The sequence below is a fragment of the Paenibacillus sp. MABNR03 genome (assembly GCF_050455445.1).
Classification (GTDB): Bacteria; Bacillota; Bacilli; order Paenibacillales; family Paenibacillaceae; genus Paenibacillus; species Paenibacillus xylanilyticus.
Window position 1 is genome coordinate 32,608 of record NZ_JBCIYR010000009.1, and the last position, 25,771, is coordinate 58,378.

A 25,771-nucleotide genomic window follows, 5' to 3' on the forward strand; every position below is an offset into this window, starting at 1 on the left:
ACGGACGTTAGCAGCGATGATGAAGAGAAGTACATGCGGCAGGGCGCTCCAGAGAGCCGGCGGATGGTGGGAGCCGGTGCATCGGTCGTGTGGAAGTGGGCTTCGGAGTTCCGAGTTGAACATCGTCTGTCTCCTGCAAATCAGGAACCCAGACGTTCAGTAGGCAAGGCGGCATGTCCAGCCGTTACCCATGGACAGGATATCGATTAAGGTACGACCGGCTCCTGTTGGGTTTCTCAACGGAAGGCAAGAAGCCTTGATCCGTATCCCTCAAGCGGGCCGCAACCAGCGGCCAATTAAGGTGGCACCGCGAAGCATTAGCTTCGTCCTTCTATTCTGTTCCTCACCGGGAATCAGGATGAAGGACGGAGCTTTTTTTATTTTGATACTCAAACCTTGGAGCAGGCTGAAAGGGGGTGATGGTCGTGGAAGATGGCTGGTGGCGTCAGCATATAAAGATTAACCCATCACACAATCAAAGGAGAACGAACCATGAACAATACAAAAGATATTATATTAACCGGAGACCGGACGACAGGACAGCTTCATCTCGGCCATTACGTGGGCAGCCTGCGCAGCCGGGTGCAGTTGCAGAACGAATACAAGACTTATATTTTACTGGCGGATGTTCAAGCGCTAACCACGCATTATGATCAGCCGGCCCTGATTGCGGATAGTGTTCATCAAGTGACTCTCGATTATCTGGCCGTTGGTATTGATCCGGACAAGGCCACGCTGTTTATCCAATCCATGATTCCGGAGATTGCGGAACTCACTGTGATCTTCTCCATGTTTGTCACCGTGAATAGTCTTCGGCACAATCCAACCATCAAAACCGAAGCACGTGATCGGGGATATACGGATCTCTATTATGGTTTCTTGGGCTATCCGGTTAGTCAGGCTGCTGATATTGCATTCTGTAAGGCAACCCTAGTTCCGGCAGGCGAGGACCAGATACCACATATTGAAACAGCCCGGAAGCTGGTCCGGCGATTCAACGAATTATATGCCCCGGTTCTGCCTGAACCACGCATGTTGACCGGAGACCGGCTCGGTGGACTGGATGGCATCGGCAAAATGAGCAAAAGCATGGGCAACGCCATCTCATTAAATGCGAGTCCCGAGGATGTACATGCCAAACTGACCAAAGCGAAGACCGATCCTGCCCGTATCCATCGTACCGATCCAGGTCACCCCGACATCTGCCCGGTATTTGCCTACCATCAATTATTCCGGAAGGAGCACGCAGAGGAGATTCATGCCAGCTGCAGCCAGGGTTCAATCGGATGCAGAGATTGCAAGCGGATCGCAGGCCATGCGATTAATGATCTTCTGGCACCTTTTCGTGAACGCCGCAATGCATATGAGCAGCGAAGAGATGATGTGAAGGAAATTCTTGTCGAGGGTACCCGCCAGGCTCGCCAAGTCGCACGGGAAACGATGCTTGAAGTGCGAGAAGCCATGGGTATTCGTTATTTTGACCTCTAGGTTCTAGGATGAACTATGTTGATTTAATCATCAGGATGAGTCGCCCATAATATCTGCTCAGGCTTACCTGTATGAAGCGTACAAATGACGTTAACAATGCTGAGGACAGTCTATCGGGAAAAGGAGCCCCCTCAGCATGAAACCTAGACAACCTTCTTTTTTGCAAGCCATGATGTTAATTATGTTATCCGTCGGCCTGATCAGCCACGTTCTGATTATTCCTGCCTTATTGAGTGCGGCTAAAAGGGATTCCTGGATTTCCGTCCTGCTATCCGCAGGACCCTATCTTGTTTTTGCGCTCATGCTTGCCTACGTCTCTCGTTTTCTTCAGCATCAAACGCTGCATGAATGGCTGACTTCCCATCTGGGCAAGCCCCTCGGCTTGTTATTTCGGGTAGGAAACAGCCTCTTTTTCCTGTCTATAATCTACTTTACCCTGCACGATACCACCACGTGGGCCAAGACCAATTACCTGACAGAGACACCCATATTGGTAACCAGCATTGCCCTTATGTCACTTTGTGCCTATGCGGCCTATAAAGGGATTCGTTCGCTCGCATTTACAGCAGGGCTTGTACTGCCTCTCGTTGTGCTTCTCGGCTTCTATGTCGCGATTGTAAATACCCAATACAAGGATTACAGCCGTCTGCTCCCTGTACTTGAACAAGGCTGGCATCCCATTTTTCATGGCATGATTTACAGCCTTTCAGGCATGTTTGAGCTACTGTTTATGTGGTATATCCAGCCCCATTTGGTCAAACGGATACGTGTATGGCAGTACGTCATGCTCGCCTTTATTATTCTCGGCCTGACACTTGGCCCGCTCATTGGGGCTATTGTGGAATTCAATCCTTTTGAAGCTGCCAAAATGCGATATCCCGCTTTTGAGGAGTGGCGGATTGCCTCCTTGGGCAAATACATTGCACAGACGGATTTCTTTTCCATCTATCAGTGGCTTGCCGGCGCGTTCACCCGAATCAGTCTCGCCATGTATATTGTGGTAGAAATTTGGAATATTAAGAGCGCCTCCAGAAGGATGATTAGCATGGTCTCGATCGCTGTTATATTTATTCTCTCCATGCTGTACCGTCTGGATGATATGACATTCGAAAAGCTGCTTGTCGACTACATATTCCCGTTCAATCTCATCTATCTTAGCGTGCTCGCAGTTATTGCAACGACCGTTGCATTCATCAGTTCACGCCATCAGAGGAGGAAACATCATGGAGCACCAAGCGATTGACACCACGTCCCATGAAACACTGCTTGCTTCTCTGCAAGAGCAGTTCAATCCATGCGCGGATGTTGTGATCCAGACCTTTCTTGCCAAAGACGAAACCGAATTGCCGGTCATCATGCTCTATTGCGACGGATTAGTCGATGGCAAACAACTCAATCAGTTTATTATTCCCCGCCTGGAACAGCATTCTCTAATTATCGAAGAAGAACACCCCAAAGAATTGGGCTTAACCTTAAATCCGGTGAAAGACCTTACAGATACGGAGAATCTAAACCTGTTGATTTTCAGTGGACAATTGCTGCTCATTTTCGGAAATGGTGATCAGTCCTGCAGTTTGGATATTGCAAGCATCCCAGGCAGAAATCCTGAGGAATCAGCTATTGAGTCATCCGTAAAAGGTCCTCGTGATGGATTCACCGAAGAATTAAACGTAAATATTGCACTCATTCGTAAACGAATGAAAACCTCTTCCATGTGTTATGAAAAATATGTAAAAGGTGGTCGTACCCAGACCTCGATTGGTCTATTGTATGTAAAGGACATTATTAATCCGGAGATCCTGAAAGAAGCTCGCAAAAATCTGGACAAGATTGAAATCGATGGCATTCTCGGGACTTCTGTTATGGAACGTTCGATTATGGGAGGCATCCGCAGTATCTTCCCGCTTACCGATAATACAGAGCGGCCCGATTATGTCGTGGACTCACTCTTAAATGGGCGTTTCGCTGTTCTAATCGAGGGTTCACCTGTAGCCGTTATTGCACCAACTACGCTGTTCAATCAGTTGAAATCGCCGGAAGATGAGAGTACCCCTTTTTTCATTGTAACTTTTGAACGGATTTTGAGGATTTCCGGTTTGCTGATCGCCTGCTTTTTCCCAGCCTTCTATATTGGTTTGACCAGTTTCAATGTGGAGCAGATCCCTCTACCTCTTCTGGCGACAATTGCCGGAACACGTATGGGCTTGCCCTTGCCAGTGACACTGGAGGCATTTCTGATGATCTTCATGTTTGAATTATTCAATGAAGCTGGCCGCAGACTGCCGCGTGCACTGGGCCAGACTGTCAGCGTGGTAGGCGGGCTCATTATTGGAGATGCAGCCATTCGTGCCGGAATTACTTCCCCCACCATCATTGTATCCGTGGCCATTTCTGTCATCTCCAGCTATATTTTGGTGAATACGGTACTCAGTGGAGCCACAGCCCAAGTTCGAATCGCGATGCTTGTTATGTCGTCCCTCCTGGGATTGTTCGGTTTCATGATTGGACTATTTGCTTTACTGGTTCATCTCGTTTCCCTGGAGTGTTATGGTGTATCCTATTTGTCCCCCGTCTCTCCCTATATTCCCGGTGACTTCACCCAATCCGTATCCATGCGCCCTTCCCTGAAGAGGACCAAACGTCCGGCCGCACTCCATACTCAGGACTCAACCCGTCGGAGGAAAGGTTCGTGAACAGATGGATCTTCCTGGGGGGCTTGCTTATAAGCTGCCTGGTCCTGATGACAGGTTGCTGGGATTCCAAAGAGGTCCAGAGCATTAACTTTATCACGGGAATCGGGATAGATTACGATGATAATAAATATATTGCTTACGCCCAACTGATCGATTTCTCAAGTATTGCCAAGCAGGAAGGTCCCACTTCACGGCAAGCAAGTGATATTTGGATCGGCCGAGGCGAAGGCACAACACTAAGCATGGCTATTAGCGATCTCTATCAAACTTCGCAGCAGCAGACACTGTGGACCCATGTAAAAGCAATCGTCTTATCGAAAAACGCCCTGAACGGCAGGCTAAAGGACATTTTTAATACACTCCTGCATTCGGGCGAGCTAAGGTATACACCTTGGATTTACGGTACGGAACAAGACATACCCGATGTGCTTGCCCCCTCTGCCCTGTTAAACCAATCTACGCAAACCATTGAGTTATTCGAACCGATCAAGCTGTATAAACAGCATTCTGCCTTTGAGCCGATTCGTCTTCATCAGCTTCTGGATGGTTTACGTGAGCCTTCTTCGGTTGTTTTATTGCCATCTATAACGAACAGGAATCAAACCTGGTTTAATGGAAAAGGAACTCCTCCCCTGATCCAAACAGACGGATTCTTTGTCATTTCGAACGGTGCCAATCAAGGCAAGGTGGCAGGCGAGGACGCAAATGGAACCCGGTTCGTGAATTATAACCATGTCTACCAGTATCCATTGTACGTTTACAAAAATGGGGGCAAGATGCCTGATCTGACTCTCAGGCTCCATGACCCGCATACCAAAATCTCAGCAAGGAAGGACGGGAGCGAAGTCGCATTTGACCTGGTTACTTCGGTTAAAGGCATCATCATCGAGGAACAGGGCTCTCATCAACCTCCACAAACGATGGAGAAAGCAGCGGAGAAACAGATCGAGTCTGAAATCCGCAAAACGTTCGAAAAAAACAAATCACGCAAGATTGATTCCTATGGTCTTGTGGAGCATCTGTATCGTCATGACCACGATCTGTGGATAGAACACGTTCAGAATCGGGCAGATCCAATCAAACGAATCAAACTTGGAACAGTGAAAGTTCATGTGAAAATTCTCAATGCCAGCACATACAAATACACAGAGTAATGCACAAAAGACCAGCCACCTGCAGTGGATGCAGGTGGCTGGTCGTCTTTGCCTTGAGCATTTAAGTCAGCGGAAAAGCCATGACACTCATCAGGGCAAGTTCAGGCTGGGTGGTATCCAGCCGACTGTACTGGATGATGACAGGGACATTGCTGGTAACCGTGATTGCATAAGGAACACCAGCAGGAATAAACTGATCTCCGGAATGCAGTGATGCTGTTCGAATGTGTTTAGTTCTTCTCCCAGGCACGCTAGCTTCAATGTTCTCTATCGGCTCCCTGTCTTCAAAGAAGATCGTTATATCGAGCTTCGCATCCTCCAGACCGGTATTCAGAACACAGATGCTCTCATGACTCTCCAGGGAGCCCCGACTATCTGGTGGTATGTAACCGTCTGGAATGACCCAATAGGTGTGACCTGTTGCTGCTGGTGCCGTGCTCTTTCCCAAAGTCCCTGCTTCTGTATGCTCTCTTGTCATTAGGTGCTCCTCCTCTATAAAAAAACGTTGGACGCTTGCATGGCAGGCGCCTGCCTAGCGTAAATACATTTGCAGCGGCTGAAGTCGCAGCTCACGGATGGCTTCCGCCACCTGTGCAGCGAGACGCCGCGCACCACGCTCCTGAAAGTGCGTGTTATCCTCCACGCCTGCCGGGAAATTCAAATACTCCCCTGGCAGCACCCACATGAAGTCTTCCTTGCTGCCTTCAACCCCCGCCTGCTCGAACAGAATACGGCTGCGCTCAGCCAGATCGATCAGCGGAACGTTTTCCTCTTGTGCCAGCTCCCGCACAGCGACAATATAATCGCCATGCGTGTCGGTCAGCGTACCATCATCGGTGAAATAACGCCGATGCACGGGCGTTATCAGTACTGGGCGGGCACCGGCTCCGCGGGCTGCATCGATATACTTTTTCAAATATTCCTTATATGTTGTGAAAGGTTCCGTCCCCCGCTCCGGGCCCGGTTTCTCATCATTATGTCCGAATTGAATGAACAAGAAGTCCTCTGGTTTGATATGCTCCATAATCGCATCAAGCCGACCTTCATGGATAAAGCTGCGCGAACTTCGTCCCGACTGTGCATGGTTATCAACCGCTACATCATGCTTGAATTGGGCTGGCAGCAGCTGTCCCCAACCACAGTATGGATACCCGCTCTCTGGTTGATCGGTTACAGTGGAGTCACCCGCCAGAAATACGGTCATCGTCTGATTGGCAAGCGTAATTTCCAGAGCATTGATCCGTGGTGCAGGCCCGGAGAAGGACAGGCGAAGTTTCCCTCCTCTTACTACAACCGAGAATCTGACTTCCGCATATTGTCCAGGCAGGGTGTGAATCGTGGGCAGCATCAATCGGCCCTCACCTGCCTTGACCTTGGTGACCGTTTCGGCCAATTCATCTCCGGCAATGAGCAGTACTTGATAGGTACCGTCCGGCATATTGACAATGAACGATGCCTTTAGGGGAATACAAAAGCTTGAACGCAATCGGGCAGACACATTGGCCTGCCCCGAATTTTCATGATTATCCTGCACGTTATTCCATTCTTCGTCCTCACTGATCCGTTGTTTCTCGTAAACAAGGGAATTTCGCTCAAATCCATAACCGGTTATAGCTTCATAGGTGCTGTTGGCTGACACCTTCCTGTACCCTTCAACCCCGGTACCAGGACCAAAGTCGAATTTCCAATGGGTAACCGTCTCATCTCCGTCCACCGCTACCTTGGTGGCAACGGCCTGACTGGCCAGAGCTTTATCCAATAGAAACAACCTCCTTGTTCAGCGATCGGATCAACTATAGATCCGGTGAATATGGTTTATCCTTTCAATCCGCTGGTGCTCATGCCCTGTACAATTTGTTTCTGGAATATGAAGAATACAGCTACAACCGGAATGAGACTGACGATGGACATCGCGAACATCGCTCCCCAGTTGGAGGCAGACTCGCTATCCAGGAACATTTTGAGCGCCATCGACACCGTATATTTATCAGGTGAATTCAGATACAGTACCGGACCCAGCAGGTCCTCCCATCTCCAGTAGAAGGAGAAAATCGCTGCAGTCGCCAATGAAGACTTGATCAGCGGCATGATGATCTGAATGTATAGTCTGAATTTGTTACAGCCATCGATGGTTGCCGCTTCGTCCAGCTCTTTCGGAATCGTACGAATGAACTGTACCATCAGGAAGATGAAGAAAGGCATACCGAAAAATGTAGGTACTACAATGGGGAGAATCGTGTTCAACCAGCCCAGTTTGGTAAAAATAATATATTGAGGAACTAATACCACGTCATGCGGCAGCATCAGAGTCAGCATCATAAGGGAAAACCAGAAGCTGCGTCCTTTGAAGTTGAGTCTGGCAAAACCGAAGGCAATCAATGACGAGGATAACACTGCACCAATGGTCGAGATGACCACGATGACGAGTGAGTTGGTGATGTAATCCATAAATGGTCTTCCGCCCGCACCTTTCCAGCCATCCACATAGTTGCTCCAGATCCATTCGGCAGGAAAAAGGGACTCTGCCGTAACGAAGATGGTGCGGCTTTCCTTGAAGGAACTGAACAACATCCAGAGCACCGGATACAGCATCAGGAGGGCCAAAGCTGCAACGAACAGATGATAAATGGGCCACTTTACATTTCTCCAGACCATCGTTACTTCCCTCCTTCAGATTCGTAGAATACCCAGAACTTGGATGTCAGGAACACAGCGACTGTGAGTATGCCGATCATAATAAGCATGATCCAGGCCATTGCCGAAGCGTAACCCATGTTGTTAAACATAAATGCCTGACGGAACAGGTACAGCGAGTAGAGCATTGTACCATCCATTGGGCCGCCCTCTCCTTTGGAGATGATGTATGCAGGTACGAAGGTCATAAATGCACCGATGGTTTGCATGATCAGGTTGAACAGGATGATCGGGCTAAGCAGCGGCAAGGTGATACTGAAAAATTTGCGTACCGGGTTTGCTCCATCCACACCGGCCGCCTCATACATCTCGGGAGAGATATTTTTGAGACCTGCCAGGAAGATAAGCATGGACGATCCGAACTGCCAGACGGACAGTGAAATCAACATGACCAGAGACGCATCCGGATCACCGAACCAGCTTATAGGTCCAATGCCGATTGCCGTTAACGCACTGTTGATGACCCCTTCATTACTAAAAAGATTACGCCACATAATCGAAACAGCCACACTACCACCGATAATGGATGGCAGATAGTACAAGGTACGATAAGTTCCCACCATACGGGAGCCCGTATTCAGGATCATGGCTACGAAGAGTGCAAAAACCAGCCTTAGCGGCACACCAATGAATACATACAGGAATGTTACTTTAACCGAATTCCAATACTTCGGATCCTCAAAAAACATTTTGGTGTAGTTGTCCATCCCGATCCACCGCGGGGAAGTGAACAGGTTATAACTCGTAAACGACATGTATAGGGATACAAACATCGGAATTAGCGTAAAGCCCAGGAAACCGATAATAAAGGGACTAATAAACGCATACCCGGTCAGGTTTCTACGCAACGACGAATACTGCCTCAACGGAACGAACCTCCTTTATAGATCTGCCTGCTTCCCACAGCCTGGAACTAACGATTGGACGGGGAAAGGCCCCCGCGGTATGCGAGCAGCCCCATTCCCGGCCATCCCGGTGGTGGGATGAGCAAGCAATCATTCAAGTGTTACTTATTGTTGGCCAGAACCGCTTCGGCGTTTTTGCGGAACGTCTCTGCTGCCTGTTCCGGTGTAATTCTGCCAAAGTTCAGTTCCTCGACGACATCCGCCAGAGCTGCAATGACCTCAGGTGATCCGACTGGTGGCGGCGGGCTCATTGGCGAAGCCTTTGGCTCCATTTCAGCTACAAAGTCAAATACCTGCTTCGTTGGCTCACTCAGTTCAGGAGCAATAGCTTCCTTGATTGCACCGGAGATTGGCACGCCGCGCTCTCCCTTGATCAGTTTGTTGGCTTCTACATCATTCACCCAGAAATCAATGAACTTGGCCGCTTCTTCCTTCACTTTTGAGTTTGAAGTTACTGCCCAGTACATACTCGGCTGCATGTAAAGACCCTTCTCCATGTCCGGTCCAGGCATAGGAGCAAATTCCAGTGGACGGTCAGCGACTTGCTGTACGGCTACAAACTGGTTGGACCATTGCCAGATACCGATACCTTTACCCTTGACCAGATCGGATTCCTCGATAATCCCCTTCGTTTGGTTTGCCAGATCCGGTGTAGGGGCCGCACCTTGCTCGATCATTCGACGCATCAATCCGAAAAACTCGACAAACAATTTATCATCGTCATATCCAAGACCTGTTCCTTCAGCATTGTAGAGGGACAAACCTTTCGTCCGCAGGAAGTAGTGGAAGAAAATATCCGGGGCTACCCCGCCATCCAAAAACAGGCCTTTCTCTGCGGTTTGTTTACCCAACGCTTCGTACGATTCCCAAGTCAGGTTTTCCGGGAACGTGTCTACCCCCGCTTTTTTGAGCAGAGCCGGATCATAATGGAAACCCAGTACGTTAACCCCGGCAGGTACACCATATTGTTTACCGTTGATCACACCAGTGCTGATGACGTTTTCGGAAACATCATCCACCTTGATCTGATTGCCAAGATATGGCGCCAGATCCTCCAGCTGACCATTCTGCGCATATTGGCTGATGTAGGAAATATCCATCTGAACAATGTCAGGCAACTGATTTGCTGCAGCTTGTGGAGCAAGCTTTTTCCAGTAGTCATCAAACGAGGCATACTCGACGTCAATTTTGACATTCGGGTTTTTCTCTTTGTACAGGTCAATGACCTTCTGAGTGTATTCGTGACGTGCATCCGAGCCCCACCACGCGATACGCAGTGTAACTGAGCCATCTGCGGATGTTCCTCCCGATCCTCCATCTGAACTGCATGCCGCCGTGAATACTAGCAGCACAGCCATCATCAGGAATATTGCCTTTTTCACCATGCCAATCTCCCCTTTTTTGTGTTGATATGGTTATGTGAATGGGTTATCTGCATCTTTCTGATAACGCTTTCACAAACTTGATATTGTCATTTTCGCAAATGTACGACCAGAGTTGAATACACAAATCCGTCTTGTTGGTTCAAAAAACAGAGGAGGAGAACATCACCTCTTACGGTGCTGTTCGTCCCCCTCATCCATTGGCCCAGGAGCGCTGACCAATTGTTATATGCCGGATCTTCGATATTCCGTCGGAGTCATGCCGGTCCATTTTTTGAACACCTGACTGAAATATTGTGAATTGCCGCCGAAACCAAACAGCTCCGCAAGCTCAAACACCTTCACATCCCCGCTCCGGCGAATGTGCTCACATGCGCGCTCGATGCGCAAACGATTCAGGTAGTTGGAGAAGTTTTCTCCTGTCACCTTTTTGAAAATTTTGCCCAGGTAGTCCGGGTTCATATACAGCATCTGATGGGCAACGCCATTCAATGAAAGATCCGCCTCCCCATAATGTTTATCTACAATATCCATCATTTTCTCCACGGCTGAGGACTGACGGCTAATATAATTTTTGTAATACCCGGAGGTCAAATTGGCTGCGCTGTTGGCCACAAACGTTTTCAGCTCAGACAGCGTATCCATATGAGGCAGCTCCGCCATCCGCTGAGTGAACTCTGTTGCCTCCTCAGGCGGACAGACATGGATCATGGCCGAATACAGCTGAACGACATAGGAACGGGTTACCTCAATATCAAGCTGTTGACCGGATAAGCGCTCAAACAGACGGTCAACCTCAGCCCCAGCTTCCTCTGTGCTGCCCGACTTGATTAGCTGGCATAACTGTTCTGCATCCTGCTCGGCATGAACACCTTCACATTCACCGGCAATCGCAACATCATTCTTGGTGATCAGCTTGCCTTCCCCGATGAAGAAGCGATGGTTCAGGCATTGCAATGCCTCGCGATACAAACGCCGTGACTGGACCATGTGATCGGCTTCACTGAGCGCAGCCGTCACTTGCAACTTATAGAGTCTGGTGAATGCTGCCCGCACTTCCTCAATTCGCTCCCTCAAGTGTGCAGGGTCCGCTGCATCTTCCAGCAGAATCAGCAGCTTGCCTTCAATGGTTGTGCTTAACAGAACATGCGGCAGCAGATCGCTGGCAATGTTCTTAATGGCAAATAAATGGCTGTAATCATGTTCGTCCGAGATCCGGAACAATAACAGGCGGACTCGATTGGCTTCAAGCTTCAGATCAAACAGCTCCTGATAATATTCCAGATCAACCGGCCCGTACGTGCGATTGGTCATAAATTCAAGCAAAAACTGTTCCTTCACATGGGGAAGTACTCGCTGCAGCCGCTGTTTCATCTCCCCGGCCACATGTTCTTTCACCTGTGCATCCTGATGCTCCTGAAGCAGCTCGGACAGGGCATCATGAATCTGGTTTTCATTACAGGGCTTAAGCAAGTAATGCTTCACACCGTACTGCATGGCCCGGCGTGCATATTCAAACTCCTTGTAACCGGACAGCATGATAAAACGAAGTCCGGGATAAGCTTCGGATGCTTTTTCGATCAGTCCAAGACCATCTAACCCCGGCATTGAAATATCCGTAATGATAATATCAGGTCTGGAATGCCCGATTTTGTCCAAAGCCTCAATTCCATTTCTGGCGGTATCCACCAATTCTGTTCCGGCTGCCGCCCAATCCACTACTTGGGAGATCCCCTCCAAAATCACACGTTCGTCATCTACGAGCATCACTTTGTACATCGTCATCGTCCTCTCTGATCCAAGGTATGCTGATCGATACTACTGTCCCGGCACCGGGTTTGCTGCTCATGATCATACTGCCCTCGTCACCGAAGGTCAGTCTGATTCGTTCCTGGATGTTGGATAAACCTATTCCCTGCCCTCTTGTCTGAATTCGCCCTTCCTGTAATTGCTGCAGAAACTCCGGGGTCATGCCCGGACCGTCATCCTCCACTTCAATGACGACCTTGTCACCTTCTGCCCGTGCACGAATCCGAATTTTACATGGGTCGATACTCGGTTCAAGGGCATAGTGAATGGCATTCTCCACCAAAGGCTGCAGCGTCAACTTCGGAATGCGTGCATTCCCCACCTCAGGGGCAATCTCCATATCAAAATCAAGTCTTTCCTCAAACCGCGTGCGCTGAATCGTAACATAACTGCGAACGATATCCAGCTCCCTTTCCAGCGTAATCCACTTCTCGGACATGCTCACTGAACTGCGCAGCAGGAATCCAAGTGCCTCGACCATTTCAGAAATTTGACGCTGCTTCTGTACTTTGGCAAGCCAGTTAATCGACTCTAATGTGTTGTAGAGGAAGTGTGGATTTATCTGTGCCTGAAGCGCTTTCAACTCGGTCTCCCGAATGACCAGCTGCTTCGCATAATTCTCATCTATCAGTTCCCGGATGCGCTGAAGCATCATTTTAAAGGTGCGATGGAGCAGACCAACTTCATTTTGGGAAGACACCGGAACGTTGCCAAGCGCGGCTTCCTCCAGTTTATCCAGATCCCCTTTTTCAATATTACGCATCTTCTTGATCAACTGGGCAATCGGCTGTGTGATGCTGCGGGAAAGCTTGGCTCCAAACACAAGCGCGACCAGCAAGATCATAAAGAAAATGACCGTCACCAATTGTTTGACAAATTGAATCTGCTTGAACATCTGGTCAAACGGAGTCATATAAAGGTACACCCAATCCGTATATGACGAATGGGCGCGGGCAACAAAATTTCTCCCCTGTTCGAACATCGCAATCCCGTATGGCTGGGTACGCTTCAGTTCCGATTCAAGTTCGGCATCACTAACTGTGGATTGCGTGGGATAGATGACTTCCCGTCCATCCGTTATCAACAGCTGCGAGTCCTCTGCAGGATGCTGCATCTGATCCTGAACAATACGGTCCAGTCGTACACGGATAATCAGCGTTCCCAGCTTCTCCAGGGTGAAAGCCCCGCCTGTGAAGGACTTGACCTGTCTTACGGATAAAAGTCTGGCTTGCTGATCTCCACTTGTATACCATGCATTGGAGCCTGAATATTGCTGTCCCAGTGCAACCAGTTCCGTCTGCATGGATTCCGATATTCCCTCCCGGTTCCCTGCAGCCATAACATTATTATCATTATCGATAAATATCATGGAATAGACGTACTTCTCAGACCCCGCATACGCGACAAGCCTGTTCGTTATTTTTTTGAGCAGACCATTTTTCTCATATCCCGATTCAGCCTTATCCAGCTGAAGAAGATACTGCTGGAGCGGCTCGTCGGACATGACCTTGAAGGAAAGATTGGAAATTTCGCGCAGCTGGTTCTCAATGCCCACGGAAGACATGTTAAGTACCTGCGATGATTTTTCATAGATTTGGCGATCATAGATTCGGAACACGTATCCAAGGATAGACACGTAAAACGTAAAGCTGATCAGCATCAAAAGTCCGATGAGAAGAATGGTTTTGTGATGGATCGGAAGGGTTGTGAAAGCGTTCTTAATTTTCCTCATCCAAAGCGCTCCTTTGGCCCCGAGAAGGGTGCAGGCAGGTGTGAGAGTCTCGTTCTACTGTAAGTTATTTTCATATTTACACATCCATGGGCAGATGACAAGTCATAATTATGCAACATATAGGGTCCGATTAGAAGGTAATGAAAAAAGAAGCCGGATTGATCGTCAGATCAACCTGGCTTCTTGGTGAAGATAGTTTTAACGTTACAACTTATGGATTAACAAATACGGTTTTGAGCTTCGCTACATACTGCACATCAAAGCCAAGACCTTCGGCTACCATGGCCAGTGGCACATACGTTTTGGACTCTTTGCCTACCTTGTTCAGGAACGCGGGTGTATCCACGGTCACGGATGCTCCGTTCACCTGAACCGCACTGGCACCGATCTTCACGGCTACTTTGCGGTCTCCGTATGTAATGGTTGCCGTGGAGGTTTTATTATCCCAGACGGTGGTAGCCCCTACAGCATTTACAATATCCTGAATCGCCACAAAGTTCTTCCCACTGCGAATGATTGGCTTATAAGGTGTATCCAGCGTTTTTCCGCTGACGATGATGTTCATCGGTTCACCTGCTGCAGGTGTGCTCAGTTTCGTGTAATCACCCCAGATCGTTTCTGCAAATACCTTGGCAATCGCTTCATAACCAAACTGGTTCGGGTGGAAATCCCGATCCTTGATCATATGTGTCATTGTTCCCTCGCCGCCAACAAATTCCTTGGCTACATGCGCCACTTTTACATCCATGCCATGAGCGGTGAATTGGGCTGAAATCCCGTCAATTGTTGCTGTGAAACCCTGGGATGCCTCCATGAGTTTGGCATACAATGCTTTGCCGGCTACTTCAGGCATAGGCTGATATTGATCGGCAATGACAATCTTGGCATCGGGATTAATTGCCTGAATGTTACTAATCGCTTCGCTGACATTGGCCGTATACGTTGTCAGCAGTTCCTTCACTTTTGCTTCCAATTCCGCATCACTGAGTTTATCTGCCGTACCGAGCAGTTCGGATACATCATTCCCCCCAATGGTGATCGCTACAAGATTGGCAGCCGCCACGCTCTCGCGAATTGCAGCGATGTTGGCTCCCATCTGCCCTGCTCTTGGATCTGGCAAACTCGGCTGAATCGCTTCCGAGGTAAGGGTCTTCCCCTCATTAATCGCAGAGATGAAGTTCTTCAAGCCAATGCTCTTCAACCCGGCAATACCGTAGTTATCCACCTGAGTACGGCCGTGAAGCAGACCTTGCTCCTGCAAGCGCTCTACGTAACCATAAGGCAGTCCTTTCGCATTCGGCTCGTATCCTACTGTGATGGAATCTCCCAATGTGACGATTCGGAATTCCTTCGTCACGGCTGCAGCATCCTTCTTCGCAGGGGTGGATGCCTCTGTTGTGCCTGCAGGTAGCGAGCCGGTGGTCATATCTGCAGCATGTGCAGGCAGCGAAGTTGATGCAAACAGCATCATTCCGGCCAGCATGCCGGCTGTTAATCCAGCCGCTGTGTTACTCCATCTACGTGTACGCTTCATTCGTGGTAACACTCCTTTTCTCATATCTATAAGATGATAACTTGAACTTAATTACACGGTTGATCTCCGGTGGAAGAAGTTCACATATCCCTATTCTACCATTAAAAATTAGGGATGTGTTTGGACTTCTGCCTGCTCACAAAAATAACAGACTCCCCTGTACAGGAAGTCTGTTCACCTATGACCGAAGCCATGTATTGGCTTGCTGCATCCGCGATTCATTTGTCTTTTGCTTCACTCTCTGTTGAGTTGAGTTTACCGGCAGAGCGCTCAAGATAACGATCGTATCGATCATCCACTTCACGCGCCATATTCCGGTACAGCAACGTTTCCTGGGCAATCGGGTCTCGTTCCGCCTGAATGCGCACCTCATATTTGGGAGGAATCAGCTGGCGCTCACGCTTGTCCGTGTCGCCGGACTCCTCCATCTCCCCTTCAGTCAGCATATCACTCAAACGTCGTTCCAGTTCCTTGGATTCATCCATCGTTCATCGCTCCTTTAATTAAGTTCATAAATGCACGAGCAGATACTATTGCACCTAAACTTCGAAGGACAGAACAATCTTCCGATCGCTGTTATCCCCAAATTTTCTTGTTTACTTTTCAAAGGGAAAAATTCGAAGATAAAGGCGAACGCTTCGCTTCTCCAGATTTTTTCTGCCCCTCGTTCATGTACAATATAAGTTTGTTCAATCCATTAAGAAATTAATATGCTCACTCCAAGCCGGTTGCTTTGGCTTCCTTGAGTACATCCGTCAGTACATCATGAATCTTGCCATTGGTGGCAACTACATGGCTGACAGACAATTGATAAGGTGTACCAATCGTATCCGTGACCTTGCCGCCGGATTCCTCCACGAGCAGTGCACCTGCAGCGATATCCCACGGTTTCAGTCCAACTTCGGTGTATGCGCTGAGGCGACCCGCAGCAACATAAGCCAAATGCAGAGCTGCCGATCCACCTGCACGCAGGCTCCGTACTTGCGGCGCAAGAGCCTGCACAGCAGCCATATTGATTGGGAGTGCATAGGTGGTATCTGCTGGGAAGCCTACTGCGACCAGGCTCTGAGCCAGCCCCTGTTCACTAGACACCGCCATCCGATTTCCATGGACATAGGCCCCTTTGCCCTTTTCAGCTACAAACAGTTCGTCTCTCGAAGGATCGTAAATCACGCCTACAATCACTTCACCATGATGAGCCAGGGCAATCGATACGGAATAAAACGGGAATCCATGTACAAAATTTGTTGTTCCGTCCACAGGATCCACGATCCAGAGGAACTCTTCTTCCTGTGCCTCTTTTAGTGCTTTGGCCGAAGCTTCAGGTCCCGGCTCAACTCCCTCTTCACCGAGAATGGCATGGTCGGGAAAATGGGTCAGAATCAGGCGGCGGATCATCTGCTCTGCTCCCTTGTCCACTTCGGTTACAAGGTCCTGCGGAGAATATTTGGTTCCAGGTTCGCCTATGGTTCCAAGACGACTCTTGATCCATTCACCCGCTTTGGAAGCCGCATTGATGGCAACGGCAGTATAGCTTTTGCTTGTCACGACATAAGGTATTTTTTCCTTCTCATTCAAAGCGTTCACTCTACTTTCTATATCAATCTACGAAAATATAAAATACTTGTTAAAAGTATACGCCTCACATGTTGTAAAGTTTCTTGCTGCCCAGGCCCCTTTTGGCTCTATGGATGAATGATTACAGTAGACTCGTCCACCCATTCCACGCCTTCCTCGTGATAGAATGCCAGCTTCTGCATGAGCTGCACCAGTGCTTCATCCTTGCGCTTGGCCTCAATCATGACATCCAGTTCCGGCGTATCTGCAGCGATATGACGCAAAAAGGAAAGCAGCGGCTCCACTTCAACGCCATCCGCATGCCCTCGGATATCCTTTTCGCTCTTCGGGCTGGACACGTGAATTTTCGGCGGCAACGGCCGATCTGCCGGGGAATCCGCCTGAGCCAGCGGGGACTGCCAAGTCTTCCATATGTCAGGCCACAAGTCCCATGGCTGTTCACCTTCATTATTAACCCACTGATGGTGAATATCCAGCACCATTGGCAGTCCCAAATGCTGACATACAGCCAATGTCTCGGGTACGTTGAATGTTTTGTCGTCATTTTCAAGGGTCAGTCGTTCCTGAATATCCCGATCAAGTTTCAGAAAGTTTTCTTCAAAGCGGAGTGCAGCACTAGGCTTGTCCCCGTATGCACCACCAATATGTATATTGTTCTTGGCAGTGGCATTCAGACCCATGGCATCCAGCATCCGAACATGATGACGAAGGTCACGCATGGAGTTCCGGAGCACTTCTTCCCTCGGCGTGCTAAGAACGGTAAAATGATCCGGGTGAAAGGATACACGCATCCCGTTCTCCTTCACAAAATCACCAATGGCTTCAAAATCCGACTGAAGTGCCGGGAACGGATCCCAATCACTCAGATCTTCATGTGTTGCCAGTGGAATTAATTTGGAGGAGAAACGATATACATGAATGTGGCTGCCTTTGTTGTGCCTCAGCAAACGTAACGTATTATGCAAATTCTCGGCTGCAATCCGTTCCAGCTTGCGGATGGCTGCATCCCTGTCATCAATTTTCTTGAAGCTGGCCATGGTCATCGTGCGGGAAGGTGAAGCATTCTCTACCAGCACAGACATCGCCACATAACCAAAACGTACAAGCATGATGTTCTTCCTCTCTGTTAGGGTGGAATTCCTGTCTGAACATGAGCACAGTCAAGTTTTCCCGTCACGGTATATAACCAAGTTTTACCCTAAAAGAACGACCATAATCGCTTGCCGGACAATTCCGTCCATTGGTCCCACTTCAGAAATCACAGTTTAGCCTTGCGCCTGTTCACCAAAAAACATTTCGTCCGCCAGAGCGGTCTGAACACGAGATTCTTCTTCATTCAGCTTGCGGATGAGCAGCATCTCCACTTCCGTCACTTCCTGACCCTGAAAATTAATCTCTGCAATGGAGGCAACGATCTTCACGATGGCTACAGCCACGTTGTCAGGTGTATAGGCAATAACCTTCTGTCCGGTTGGAAATACCCGGAAGCCCTGTTTCACCATTTTGCCGCGGCCGTATTCCAGCAGTTCGAACAGCTCCTGCTCGCTCTTGAATTTGCACACGGAATTGAATTCAGTCTGAAATCCCATTCATACCCCTCCTTATACTGTCTCCTACGCCTGTACGCCGTTCTCGTAATTCAGCGCCTGTTTGCGGCTGTAACGCTCCAAGGCCAGCTCAATCATGCGATCCAGCAGCTCGGCATACGATACACCTGTCTCGCGCCACAGCAATGGGTACATGCTGTACGGAGTGAAGCCAGGCATTGTGTTTACTTCATTAATAAGTAATGCCCCATCCGATTTGCGGATGAAAAAGTCAGCCCGGGAAATGCCGTTGCCTTCAATCGCACGGAACGCCTGCAAAGCTGCCTCGCGGATGCGATCAGCGGCTTCAGGATCCAGCCGAGCGGGGATCAGCATCTGTGATTGACCATCAATGTACTTGGCTGCATAGTCATAATATTCACCAGAGGATACGATTTCTCCTGGCACCGATGCCATGGGCTCGTCATTACCAAGCACACTGACTTCCACTTCGCGTGCTTCAACGAATTCCTCGATGACAACCTTCGTATCATACCGCAGCGCAAATTCAACAGCTGTCTTCAGTTCATCACGGTTGCGTGCTTTTGAGATTCCAACACTGGAACCAAGATTGGCGGGTTTAATAAAACACGGATAACCCAGCTGTTCCTCCACTTGCAGAATCATCTCGTGTTCAGTCTGCTTCCACTGGGTAGCATTAAAATACGTAAAGGCACATTGGTCGATTCCGGCTTGTGCAAACAGCTTCTTCATGACCACTTTGTCCATGCCGCCTGCCGAAGCGAGTACACCTGCTCCCACATAAGGCATATCCGCCATCTCAAACATACCCTGGATCGTGCCATCCTCACCGAACGTACCGTGCAGTAGCGGGAACATAACGTCCAGCGCCTCTTCTCCGCCATATAAACGTGCAAACAGGGTGTTCAGCGCTTCCTGGGTTCCACCTGCTGCCTGTTCCAGTTTCAAATCATCGATCTGCGCAAATGGCGCGTGCATTACTGAACCCTTTTTCCACGTCCCCTGCTTGGAGATATAAAAAGGAACCAGCTCATATTTCTCATAATCAAAAGCGTTCGTTACAGCAAACGCCGTTTGCAGCGATACTTCATGTTCACCTGACTTCCCGCCGTAAACGACGCCAACTGTCAATTTATCCATACTCATGTGTAACCTCCGATTATCTGTGCATGATGCCTTCATAACTGCATGTTCAGCATCAATTTTATTCTTGTCTTAGGACTCATTTTACACGGAACTGAATATCCCCGTCACCAAATCCCTTAATATCAACTTCATTAGAACTCATCTGCAATATGAAAAAGCCGGTACACCGTCCGCTCCGTCCAAGCGTAAGAATCCCGGTAATCCCAATAGCGGTGGCGGCTGCTCACCGTGTGCGCATTTACAAGCGGCATGCCTCCTGCGTCAAAGGCCGTCACAACCGTACTATGCTGGAACCTGCCGTCACCGTCCCAATCATAGAAAATGACATCTCCGAGCATCAGCTGCTCCGGGCGATCCACTTCGGTTGCCGTTAAGCCCCAGCTGCTGCTCGCCAGATACCGCTCCAGACTATTGGAAACGGCCCAGCTATAACTCCACATTTCGGCGCCATTCACGTAGCCCTTGTACCACCAGCCCGCTTCTCTTCTACCAGTATAGTGGATGGGTGCTCCCCCTGCAAAGAGACATTGAGAGATGTAATTGGTGCAGTCTACCTCGAATTCTTCAAATGCCGGGTTGCCCGCATTCCACCAACGATCCGCATAAGCGACCGCCAGGTCTCGCCGATATAGCTGCTGTCTTGAACTTCTTCCTTGACCAAGTACTTCCCTGTTTAGCAGCGGCCGATTGATCGCCTGTACAAAATCCGCTTGCTGAAAAGGTCTCCCTTCCCCTGCGGGACGACGCTCCGGAACTTCCCTTTCCACCCGTCCAATGATCCATGACCCGTTCTGCCGCAAAAAGGTAAGCCGCTCCCGCTCAATCCGGTCTTCCCGGTGGGTAATCCCGCTTTTCTCATAGAAAAGCCTGCTGTACAGTTGAACATCCACCACCGATTCTTCAGGACCTTCCGTTACCGTACGCACAAGCTTGGCACTGGTCTCGCTGCGAAGAGGCACTGCACGCCGTTTACGATACCATTCGTCCAGTCTGGCCATACGTTCTCCCCGCTCCAGCACAAATTCCGGATCTGTGACAATCCGCTCGGTCGTTTGTGGACGATAGTCGATCTCACAGCGATTGTACTGGTTCACATAGGTGTATAAGGCACTCTTCCATTCCCGTTCCAAGCCTGTGTCCCCCTTTGGCTTTAAATTCTGTCTGGAAAATTCAGTGCGTGCAAACTACTTCTATTCATATGAGGAGTTTATCGGTTGTATGTGTTCCGGTCAGGGATCACAGGTCGAAATTCGGAGACTCGGGGGACAGAAAGTGCCATGTTCAACAAGTATTCACGAAAACGCCTTCATTGTTCTCAAAGCTTGTTTCGACAGGCAAAAAGCCCTTTACGTACGGAGGTGAAAACGGTATACTTATAACTAAAGTTGCAATTATGAAATTACGTTTCATCTGATGAAACTAGTGAACAAGGACACGGAACGATGAAGGCCTGTTCTTTTACCTAAATGAACTTTATCTTCATCTCACCGACACATTTTAAGGAGGTACATGTATGTCAGCCAAGAACCATTTCTCCGCAGCCCGCAGTCTTGAGGTCGGAGGCAAGTCTTACCGCTACTACAGTCTCGATGCTCTTCAGGAAGGCGGCTACGGCGACCTTTCCAAGCTTCCCTTCTCCATTAAAGTGCTGCTCGAAGCAGCAGTTCGTCAGTTCGACGGACGCGCGATTACCGAAGAACACGTGAAACAACTTACCGGCTGGGCAGAAGGCCGTGACAATAACAAGGAAATTCCATTTATCCCTGCACGTATCGTCCTGCAGGATTTCACTGGCGTACCGGTTGTCGTGGATCTTGCCGCGATGCGTGATACCGTGAAAAAGGCAGGCGGTGATCCAAAACAGATCAACCCGCTCGTGCCAGTCGATCTCGTTATCGACCACTCCGTTATGGTTGATGCATTCGGAACCAACGATGCACTCGACTACAATATCAAGGTTGAATTCGAGCGTAACGAAGAGCGTTACCGCTTCCTGCGCTGGGCGCAAACGGCATTCAACAACTTCCGTGCTGTTCCGCCATCCACAGGGATCGTTCACCAGGTCAACCTGGAGTATCTGGCTTCCGTGGCTGCAACCAAAACGATTGACGGCGAAACGGTTGTGTTCCCGGATTCCCTCGTAGGTACGGACTCCCACACCACCATGATCAACGGACTCGGCGTTGTTGGCTGGGGTGTTGGCGGAATCGAGGCCGAAGCAGGCATGCTGGGCCAACCGCTCTATTTTGTAACACCGGACGTTATCGGTTTCAAATTGACAGGCAGCCTGAGCGAAGGCGCTACAGCAACGGATCTGGCACTCACTGTCACTCAAATGCTTCGTAAAAAAGGCGTAGTCGGCAAATTTGTCGAGTTCTACGGCCCAGGGCTTGCTAACATCAGTCTGGCTGACCGTGCAACAGTTGCCAACATGGCACCGGAATATGGCGCTACGATTGGTTTCTTCCCTGTCGATAGTGAGACGTTGAACTACATGCGCAGTACGGGACGTACTGACGAGCAAGTGGATCTGGTTGAAGCTTATTACAAAGCACAAGGCATGTTCCGGACTTCCAGCACGGTTGATCCAGAATTCACAGATGTAATTGAGCTGGATCTCGCTTCCGTGGTACCAAGTCTCGCAGGTCCTAAGCGTCCACAGGATCGCATCGAACTGACGCAAATGAAAGAAAGCTTCAACAGCATCATTCGTACTCCGGTCGATAAAGGCGGATACGGACTGAGCGATGAGAAGATTGAAGAAACAGTGCCTGTGAAGCACCCTGACGGTTCCACTAGTGAACTAAAAGCAGGTGCGGTTGTCATTGCGGCCATCACAAGCTGCACCAACACATCCAACCCAAGCGTTATGCTCGGAGCAGGTCTACTTGCGAAAAAAGCGGTTGAGCGCGGTCTGACCAAACCAGGCTACGTGAAGAGCAGCTTGACTCCAGGTTCCCTCGTTGTTACCGAGTATCTCGAAAAATCAGGCCTGAACGTATACCTCGACCAGCTCGGATTTAACGTTGCCGGTTACGGCTGTGCAACTTGTATCGGTAACTCCGGCCCACTGCCAGACGAAGTAAGCGAAGCGATTGCCGAGAACGATATGACTGTAGCGGCTGTATTGTCCGGTAACCGTAACTTCGAAGGTCGTGTGCATGCTCAGGTAAAAGCCAACTATCTGGCTTCTCCACCACTCGTGGTAGCTTACGCTCTCGCGGGTACGGTCAATATTGATTTTGCTACCGATCCAATCGGTTATGATACGAACAACGAGCCAGTCTTCCTGAAAGACCTCTGGCCTAGCTCCGAGGAAATCAAGGATGCCATTGCAAGCTCACTGAATGCTCAGATGTTCCGCAACAAATACGAGAACGTATTTACTGCCAACGAGCGCTGGAATAACATCCCTGTACCGGAAGGTGAACTGTATGAGTGGGATCCAAACTCCACATACATTCAAAACCCTCCGTTCTTCCAAAACCTCGGCGACAAACTGACCGATATCGCAGATATTCGCTCTGCACGCGTCATGGCACTGCTTGCTGACTCCGTAACAACGGATCACATCTCGCCAGCCGGTAACATTGCTCCATCCAGTCCAGCTGGATTGTACCTGAAAGAGCATGGCGTAGAACGCAAAGACTTCAACTCCTACGGCTCCCGTCGTGGTAACCATGAGGTCATGATGCGCGGTACGTTTGCAAACATTCGTATCCGTAACCAAGTGGCTCCAGGTACTGAGGGTGGTATCACGAAATACCTGCCAACGGACGAAGAAATGTCCATCTACGATGCTTCCATGAAGTATCAGGACGAAGGACAGAACCTGATCGTTATTGCAGGTAAAGAGTATGGTACAGGAAGCTCCCGTGACTGGGCAGCAAAAGGGACATTCCTGCTTGGCGTCAAAGCCGTTATCGCCGAAAGCTTTGAGCGTATTCACCGCAGTAACCTGGTAGGCATGGGCGTAATGCCATTGCAATTCCAGGAAGGTCATGGCTGGTCCAGCCTCGGTCTGAATGGTCGTGAAACGTACGACATCACAGGTCTGAGCAATGATGTGAAACCGGGTCAAGAACTGACGGTTACCGTAACTCGTGAGGACGGCACCAAGTTCGACTTCCCTGTTATCGCTCGTCTGGACAGTATGGTGGACGTGGACTACTACCATAACGGTGGTATCCTGCAAACTGTACTGCGTCAAATGATGAAAAAAGCTTAATTGCATTAACCTTTAATGCGATTGATCAATACGAAAGCTCCCCATCTTGTGCCAAACGGCATGTGATGGGGAGCTTTTTTTGATGGTTTGTGAAGAATGTGTTTCACTTAAAAGTGATATCTTTCTCTAATGTCCAATATGATGTGAAGCTTCATCCAGCAGCTGCAATGCACCCATAAAAAGGAAGAGGGCTGACATCGTGAGCAGCGAGTACCCAATCCACCTTGAGGTTTCTCGATTGGTAATCTGTCTATGCGAAGAATGTGTTACATACCGTGGACCAACCAAAAACATGATGCCTGTACCTATCATTACAGCTGTCACGAAAATCATGCAATCCCCCCCTTAAACGTGACTCTCCTTAGCATTATAATTTTTCTTCGCCACGCGGGATTCTCCTCCCACCAACAACTGTTTCATGCCGATAACCATGGTGAACATAATATATCCAATCAACCCACCCAAGGTATTCAACATCAGATCGTCCACATCGAATATGCCCATGCCAGTTAACAGCTGTGTCACTTCATAGCCAAGGCTTAAAAGCAGAGACAGCAGGAATACGTTTGCCCCTGACAACCATTTGTTGCCCATAAGCACGGGAATGAATACACCCATTGGGATAAAGGCCAATACGTTGCCCACCAGATGAATTGCAGTCCCCGGACGATGTAAAGATAGGCTGTTCCAATCTCTTGAAATTTCCTGAAATGGCGTCAGATTGACGGTTCGCGTCTGAATCAGATCCGGTTGGTGAAGGAAAGCCATGAGCTGGACCCTCACGATTTCGAAGTCGACTGAACCTCCTTTAAACAGAATCAGCTTGGTTAGTAGATACAGATAAATCATTAACGTGGCAATCCAAAGGATTTTATGCGTGAACTTTTTCTGCCTCATGTTGATGAACCTCCTTTGTGCAGCCCTGTTATTCCTTTACTGTGACAATGACTCCATCCATATTATCTCCCGATATTTCATATTGGCCATGCTCAGGTATGTAAACGGTCGTATCTCGGGTGACCTGATAATAGCGGATATGATATTTCTCACCCTCCACCTCAACAGTAATATTCTCCTTCTCTTTTAGCAAATCCAGATACTGCTCCAGCACCAGATTATTCTTATACATGACAGCACTATGCGGCAGGCCCACATATCGAAAATGCCATGGTTCATATTGAATACCCGTGATGCTCACCTTGTCCTTCGGGTAACGTAGAATGAATCCGTATTTCCATGCATTTTTCTCCAGCCAGGCACCCTCTGGTGCTTCATTCATGGTGGTCAGCGAGGAACCGATATCCATGGATAATCCTAGATTATGCTCACTGTGACCCGCAGGAAGTGCGTAGTCTGACCCTTTTTCCTGATAAAGTTCCTCCTGTTTCGCCAAGTCCCGGTATCCGCTGCTAATGAGAAAATATCGTACTCCCTCTTCCCCCGCTGCTTCGACCATCTTCTGAAACGCTTGCGCTACCTGCCGTGACAGCATGATATTCTGATCCAGCAAACCGTATCCACGAACCAAATCGTCCTGCTCGGCCACATTTACAATATCGGTTTGAACGCCTTCCGGATGAATTGGATATGTTGAATTAACAAGCAGCAAGTTGCCCTTATGTACCTGATCCCGGATATTTCCGGTAATGGATACGGTATTTGCTGCACGGTTTTCACGCGTATCCTGAATTTCGATAATCATCTCATCCTTTTGCTGAAAAGATCCCGGCGATCTCGTAACCACATATCCAAGCAAAATGATGCAAATCAAAAAGCCCCACTTCTTCATCCTTGTTCCTCCTTTACCTCTTAACATCCAGGATAGAGAAAACTAGTTAAAGAAAAAGCAGGGCAAAATTA

Annotated in this window: 22 protein-coding genes and 1 other annotated feature; of the genes, 5 read left to right on the forward strand and 17 right to left on the reverse strand. The window is 49.0% G+C overall.

Annotation, left to right across the window (positions count from 1 at the left end):
• The first annotated feature begins 7 nt into the window (after positions 1–7).
• Positions 8–334: a binding site (T-box leader), on the forward strand.
• Positions 335–492: 158 nt separating this feature from the next.
• The 4 genes from trpS (at position 493) to AAIH57_RS27130 (ending at position 5,335) form a co-directional block, all read left to right on the forward strand.
• A complete protein-coding gene (gene trpS / locus AAIH57_RS27115; RefSeq protein WP_430023691.1) occupies positions 493–1,488 on the forward strand; it encodes a tryptophan--tRNA ligase in 996 nt (331 codons plus the stop codon).
• Positions 1,489–1,624: 136 nt separating this feature from the next.
• A complete protein-coding gene (locus AAIH57_RS27120) occupies positions 1,625–2,731 on the forward strand; it encodes a GerAB/ArcD/ProY family transporter (RefSeq protein ID WP_430023693.1) in 1,107 nt (368 codons plus the stop codon).
• Positions 2,712–4,181, forward strand: coding sequence for a spore germination protein (locus AAIH57_RS27125; RefSeq protein ID WP_175395406.1), 1,470 nt, complete (start codon positions 2,712–2,714; stop codon positions 4,179–4,181). Before AAIH57_RS27120 ends, AAIH57_RS27125 begins: the two co-directional genes overlap by 20 nt.
• Positions 4,178–5,335: a Ger(x)C family spore germination protein gene (locus tag AAIH57_RS27130; protein ID WP_430023695.1), complete on the forward strand. Its 1,158-nt coding sequence runs from the start codon at positions 4,178–4,180 to the stop codon at positions 5,333–5,335. The genes AAIH57_RS27125 and AAIH57_RS27130 overlap by 4 nt, the downstream gene beginning before the upstream one ends.
• Positions 5,336–5,396: 61 nt before the next feature.
• Here the strand turns inward: AAIH57_RS27130 and AAIH57_RS27135 are convergent, their stop codons facing one another.
• The 14 genes from AAIH57_RS27135 to AAIH57_RS27200 form a co-directional block, all read right to left on the reverse strand.
• Positions 5,397–5,813 carry a sensory rhodopsin transducer gene (locus AAIH57_RS27135; RefSeq protein ID WP_430023696.1) on the reverse strand — a complete coding sequence of 139 codons (417 nt, stop codon included), beginning with the start codon at positions 5,811–5,813 and terminating at the stop codon, positions 5,397–5,399.
• 54 nt (positions 5,814–5,867) lie between these two features.
• A complete protein-coding gene (locus AAIH57_RS27140) occupies positions 5,868–7,049 on the reverse strand; it encodes a rhamnogalacturonan acetylesterase (protein ID WP_430023744.1) in 1,182 nt (393 codons plus the stop codon).
• A gap of 101 nt (positions 7,050–7,150) precedes the next feature.
• On the reverse strand, positions 7,151–7,990 hold the full coding sequence (locus AAIH57_RS27145; protein WP_175395410.1) for a carbohydrate ABC transporter permease: 840 nt from the start codon (positions 7,988–7,990) through the stop codon (positions 7,151–7,153).
• Positions 7,991–7,992: 2 nt separating this feature from the next.
• On the reverse strand, positions 7,993–8,895 hold the full coding sequence (locus AAIH57_RS27150) for a carbohydrate ABC transporter permease (RefSeq protein ID WP_175395411.1): 903 nt from the start codon (positions 8,893–8,895) through the stop codon (positions 7,993–7,995).
• Positions 8,896–9,035: 140 nt separating this feature from the next.
• Positions 9,036–10,319 (reverse strand): ABC transporter substrate-binding protein, encoded by a 1,284-nt coding sequence (locus AAIH57_RS27155; RefSeq protein WP_175395412.1) that lies wholly within the window; start codon positions 10,317–10,319, stop codon positions 9,036–9,038.
• Positions 10,320–10,541: 222 nt separating this feature from the next.
• A complete protein-coding gene (locus tag AAIH57_RS27160) occupies positions 10,542–12,095 on the reverse strand; it encodes a response regulator transcription factor (protein WP_430023697.1) in 1,554 nt (517 codons plus the stop codon).
• A complete protein-coding gene (locus AAIH57_RS27165) occupies positions 12,070–13,857 on the reverse strand; it encodes a histidine kinase (protein ID WP_430023698.1) in 1,788 nt (595 codons plus the stop codon). The genes AAIH57_RS27160 and AAIH57_RS27165 overlap by 26 nt, the downstream gene beginning before the upstream one ends.
• 211 nt (positions 13,858–14,068) lie before the next feature.
• Complete coding sequence (locus tag AAIH57_RS27170; RefSeq protein ID WP_430023699.1) at positions 14,069–15,391, reverse strand: stalk domain-containing protein; 1,323 nt, start codon at positions 15,389–15,391, stop codon at positions 14,069–14,071.
• Between the two features lie 218 nt (positions 15,392–15,609).
• Complete coding sequence (locus tag AAIH57_RS27175; RefSeq protein ID WP_430023700.1) at positions 15,610–15,876, reverse strand: hypothetical protein; 267 nt, start codon at positions 15,874–15,876, stop codon at positions 15,610–15,612.
• Positions 15,877–16,105: 229 nt separating this feature from the next.
• A complete protein-coding gene (locus AAIH57_RS27180; protein WP_430023701.1) occupies positions 16,106–16,969 on the reverse strand; it encodes an inositol monophosphatase family protein in 864 nt (287 codons plus the stop codon).
• Between the two features lie 107 nt (positions 16,970–17,076).
• A complete protein-coding gene (gene uvsE / locus AAIH57_RS27185) occupies positions 17,077–18,078 on the reverse strand; it encodes a UV DNA damage repair endonuclease UvsE (RefSeq protein WP_175395418.1) in 1,002 nt (333 codons plus the stop codon).
• Positions 18,079–18,234: 156 nt separating this feature from the next.
• The gene (locus tag AAIH57_RS27190) at positions 18,235–18,558 is read right to left on the reverse strand and encodes a hypothetical protein (RefSeq protein ID WP_175395419.1); all 324 of its coding nucleotides are present in this window, start codon (positions 18,556–18,558) and stop codon (positions 18,235–18,237) included.
• A gap of 24 nt (positions 18,559–18,582) precedes the next feature.
• Positions 18,583–19,683 (reverse strand): D-alanine--D-alanine ligase, encoded by a 1,101-nt coding sequence (locus tag AAIH57_RS27195; RefSeq protein ID WP_430023703.1) that lies wholly within the window; start codon positions 19,681–19,683, stop codon positions 18,583–18,585.
• A gap of 131 nt (positions 19,684–19,814) precedes the next feature.
• Positions 19,815–20,813 (reverse strand): amidase domain-containing protein, encoded by a 999-nt coding sequence (locus AAIH57_RS27200; RefSeq protein WP_430023705.1) that lies wholly within the window; start codon positions 20,811–20,813, stop codon positions 19,815–19,817.
• 383 nt (positions 20,814–21,196) lie between these two features.
• On the opposite strand from AAIH57_RS27200, the gene acnA reads away from it, so the two are divergent.
• Positions 21,197–23,911 (forward strand): aconitate hydratase AcnA, encoded by a 2,715-nt coding sequence (gene acnA / locus AAIH57_RS27205; RefSeq protein WP_430023707.1) that lies wholly within the window; start codon positions 21,197–21,199, stop codon positions 23,909–23,911.
• A gap of 126 nt (positions 23,912–24,037) precedes the next feature.
• Here the strand turns inward: acnA and AAIH57_RS27210 are convergent, their stop codons facing one another.
• The 3 genes from AAIH57_RS27210 to AAIH57_RS27220 are packed head-to-tail and all read right to left on the reverse strand — an operon-like array spanning position 24,038 to position 25,700.
• Positions 24,038–24,244: a hypothetical protein gene (locus AAIH57_RS27210; protein WP_175395425.1), complete on the reverse strand. Its 207-nt coding sequence runs from the start codon at positions 24,242–24,244 to the stop codon at positions 24,038–24,040.
• A 12-nt stretch (positions 24,245–24,256) separates the two neighbouring features.
• Positions 24,257–24,808: a VanZ family protein gene (locus tag AAIH57_RS27215; RefSeq protein WP_430023709.1), complete on the reverse strand. Its 552-nt coding sequence runs from the start codon at positions 24,806–24,808 to the stop codon at positions 24,257–24,259.
• Positions 24,809–24,836: 28 nt separating this feature from the next.
• Positions 24,837–25,700 carry a M15 family metallopeptidase gene (locus AAIH57_RS27220; protein WP_430023710.1) on the reverse strand — a complete coding sequence of 288 codons (864 nt, stop codon included), beginning with the start codon at positions 25,698–25,700 and terminating at the stop codon, positions 24,837–24,839.
• Positions 25,701–25,771: the final 71 nt, after the last annotated feature.

What these genes read in the sequence shown, in the direction of transcription:
- AAIH57_RS27155 (WP_175395412.1), bottom strand. Translation starts at nt 10,319, where the DNA reads ATGGTGAAAAAGGCAATATTCCTGATGATGGCTGTGCTGCTAGTATTC.
- AAIH57_RS27190 (WP_175395419.1), bottom strand. Translation starts at nt 18,558, where the DNA reads ATGGGATTTCAGACTGAATTCAATTCCGTGTGCAAATTCAAGAGCGAG.
- uvsE (WP_175395418.1), bottom strand. Translation starts at nt 18,078, where the DNA reads ATGCTTGTACGTTTTGGTTATGTGGCGATGTCTGTGCTGGTAGAGAAT.
- AAIH57_RS27145 (WP_175395410.1), bottom strand. Translation starts at nt 7,990, where the DNA reads ATGGTCTGGAGAAATGTAAAGTGGCCCATTTATCATCTGTTCGTTGCA.
- AAIH57_RS27120 (WP_430023693.1), top strand. Translation starts at nt 1,625, where the DNA reads ATGAAACCTAGACAACCTTCTTTTTTGCAAGCCATGATGTTAATTATG.
- AAIH57_RS27175 (WP_430023700.1), bottom strand. Translation starts at nt 15,876, where the DNA reads ATGGATGAATCCAAGGAACTGGAACGACGTTTGAGTGATATGCTGACT.
- AAIH57_RS27125 (WP_175395406.1), top strand. Translation starts at nt 2,712, where the DNA reads ATGGAGCACCAAGCGATTGACACCACGTCCCATGAAACACTGCTTGCT.
- AAIH57_RS27135 (WP_430023696.1), bottom strand. Translation starts at nt 5,813, where the DNA reads ATGACAAGAGAGCATACAGAAGCAGGGACTTTGGGAAAGAGCACGGCA.
- AAIH57_RS27170 (WP_430023699.1), bottom strand. Translation starts at nt 15,391, where the DNA reads ATGAAGCGTACACGTAGATGGAGTAACACAGCGGCTGGATTAACAGCC.
- AAIH57_RS27210 (WP_175395425.1), bottom strand. Translation starts at nt 24,244, where the DNA reads ATGATTTTCGTGACAGCTGTAATGATAGGTACAGGCATCATGTTTTTG.
- AAIH57_RS27220 (WP_430023710.1), bottom strand. Translation starts at nt 25,700, where the DNA reads ATGAAGAAGTGGGGCTTTTTGATTTGCATCATTTTGCTTGGATATGTG.
- AAIH57_RS27215 (WP_430023709.1), bottom strand. Translation starts at nt 24,808, where the DNA reads ATGAGGCAGAAAAAGTTCACGCATAAAATCCTTTGGATTGCCACGTTA.
- AAIH57_RS27160 (WP_430023697.1), bottom strand. Translation starts at nt 12,095, where the DNA reads ATGTACAAAGTGATGCTCGTAGATGACGAACGTGTGATTTTGGAGGGG.
- trpS (WP_430023691.1), top strand. Translation starts at nt 493, where the DNA reads ATGAACAATACAAAAGATATTATATTAACCGGAGACCGGACGACAGGA.
- AAIH57_RS27195 (WP_430023703.1), bottom strand. Translation starts at nt 19,683, where the DNA reads ATGAGTATGGATAAATTGACAGTTGGCGTCGTTTACGGCGGGAAGTCA.
- acnA (WP_430023707.1), top strand. Translation starts at nt 21,197, where the DNA reads ATGTCAGCCAAGAACCATTTCTCCGCAGCCCGCAGTCTTGAGGTCGGA.
- AAIH57_RS27165 (WP_430023698.1), bottom strand. Translation starts at nt 13,857, where the DNA reads ATGAGGAAAATTAAGAACGCTTTCACAACCCTTCCGATCCATCACAAA.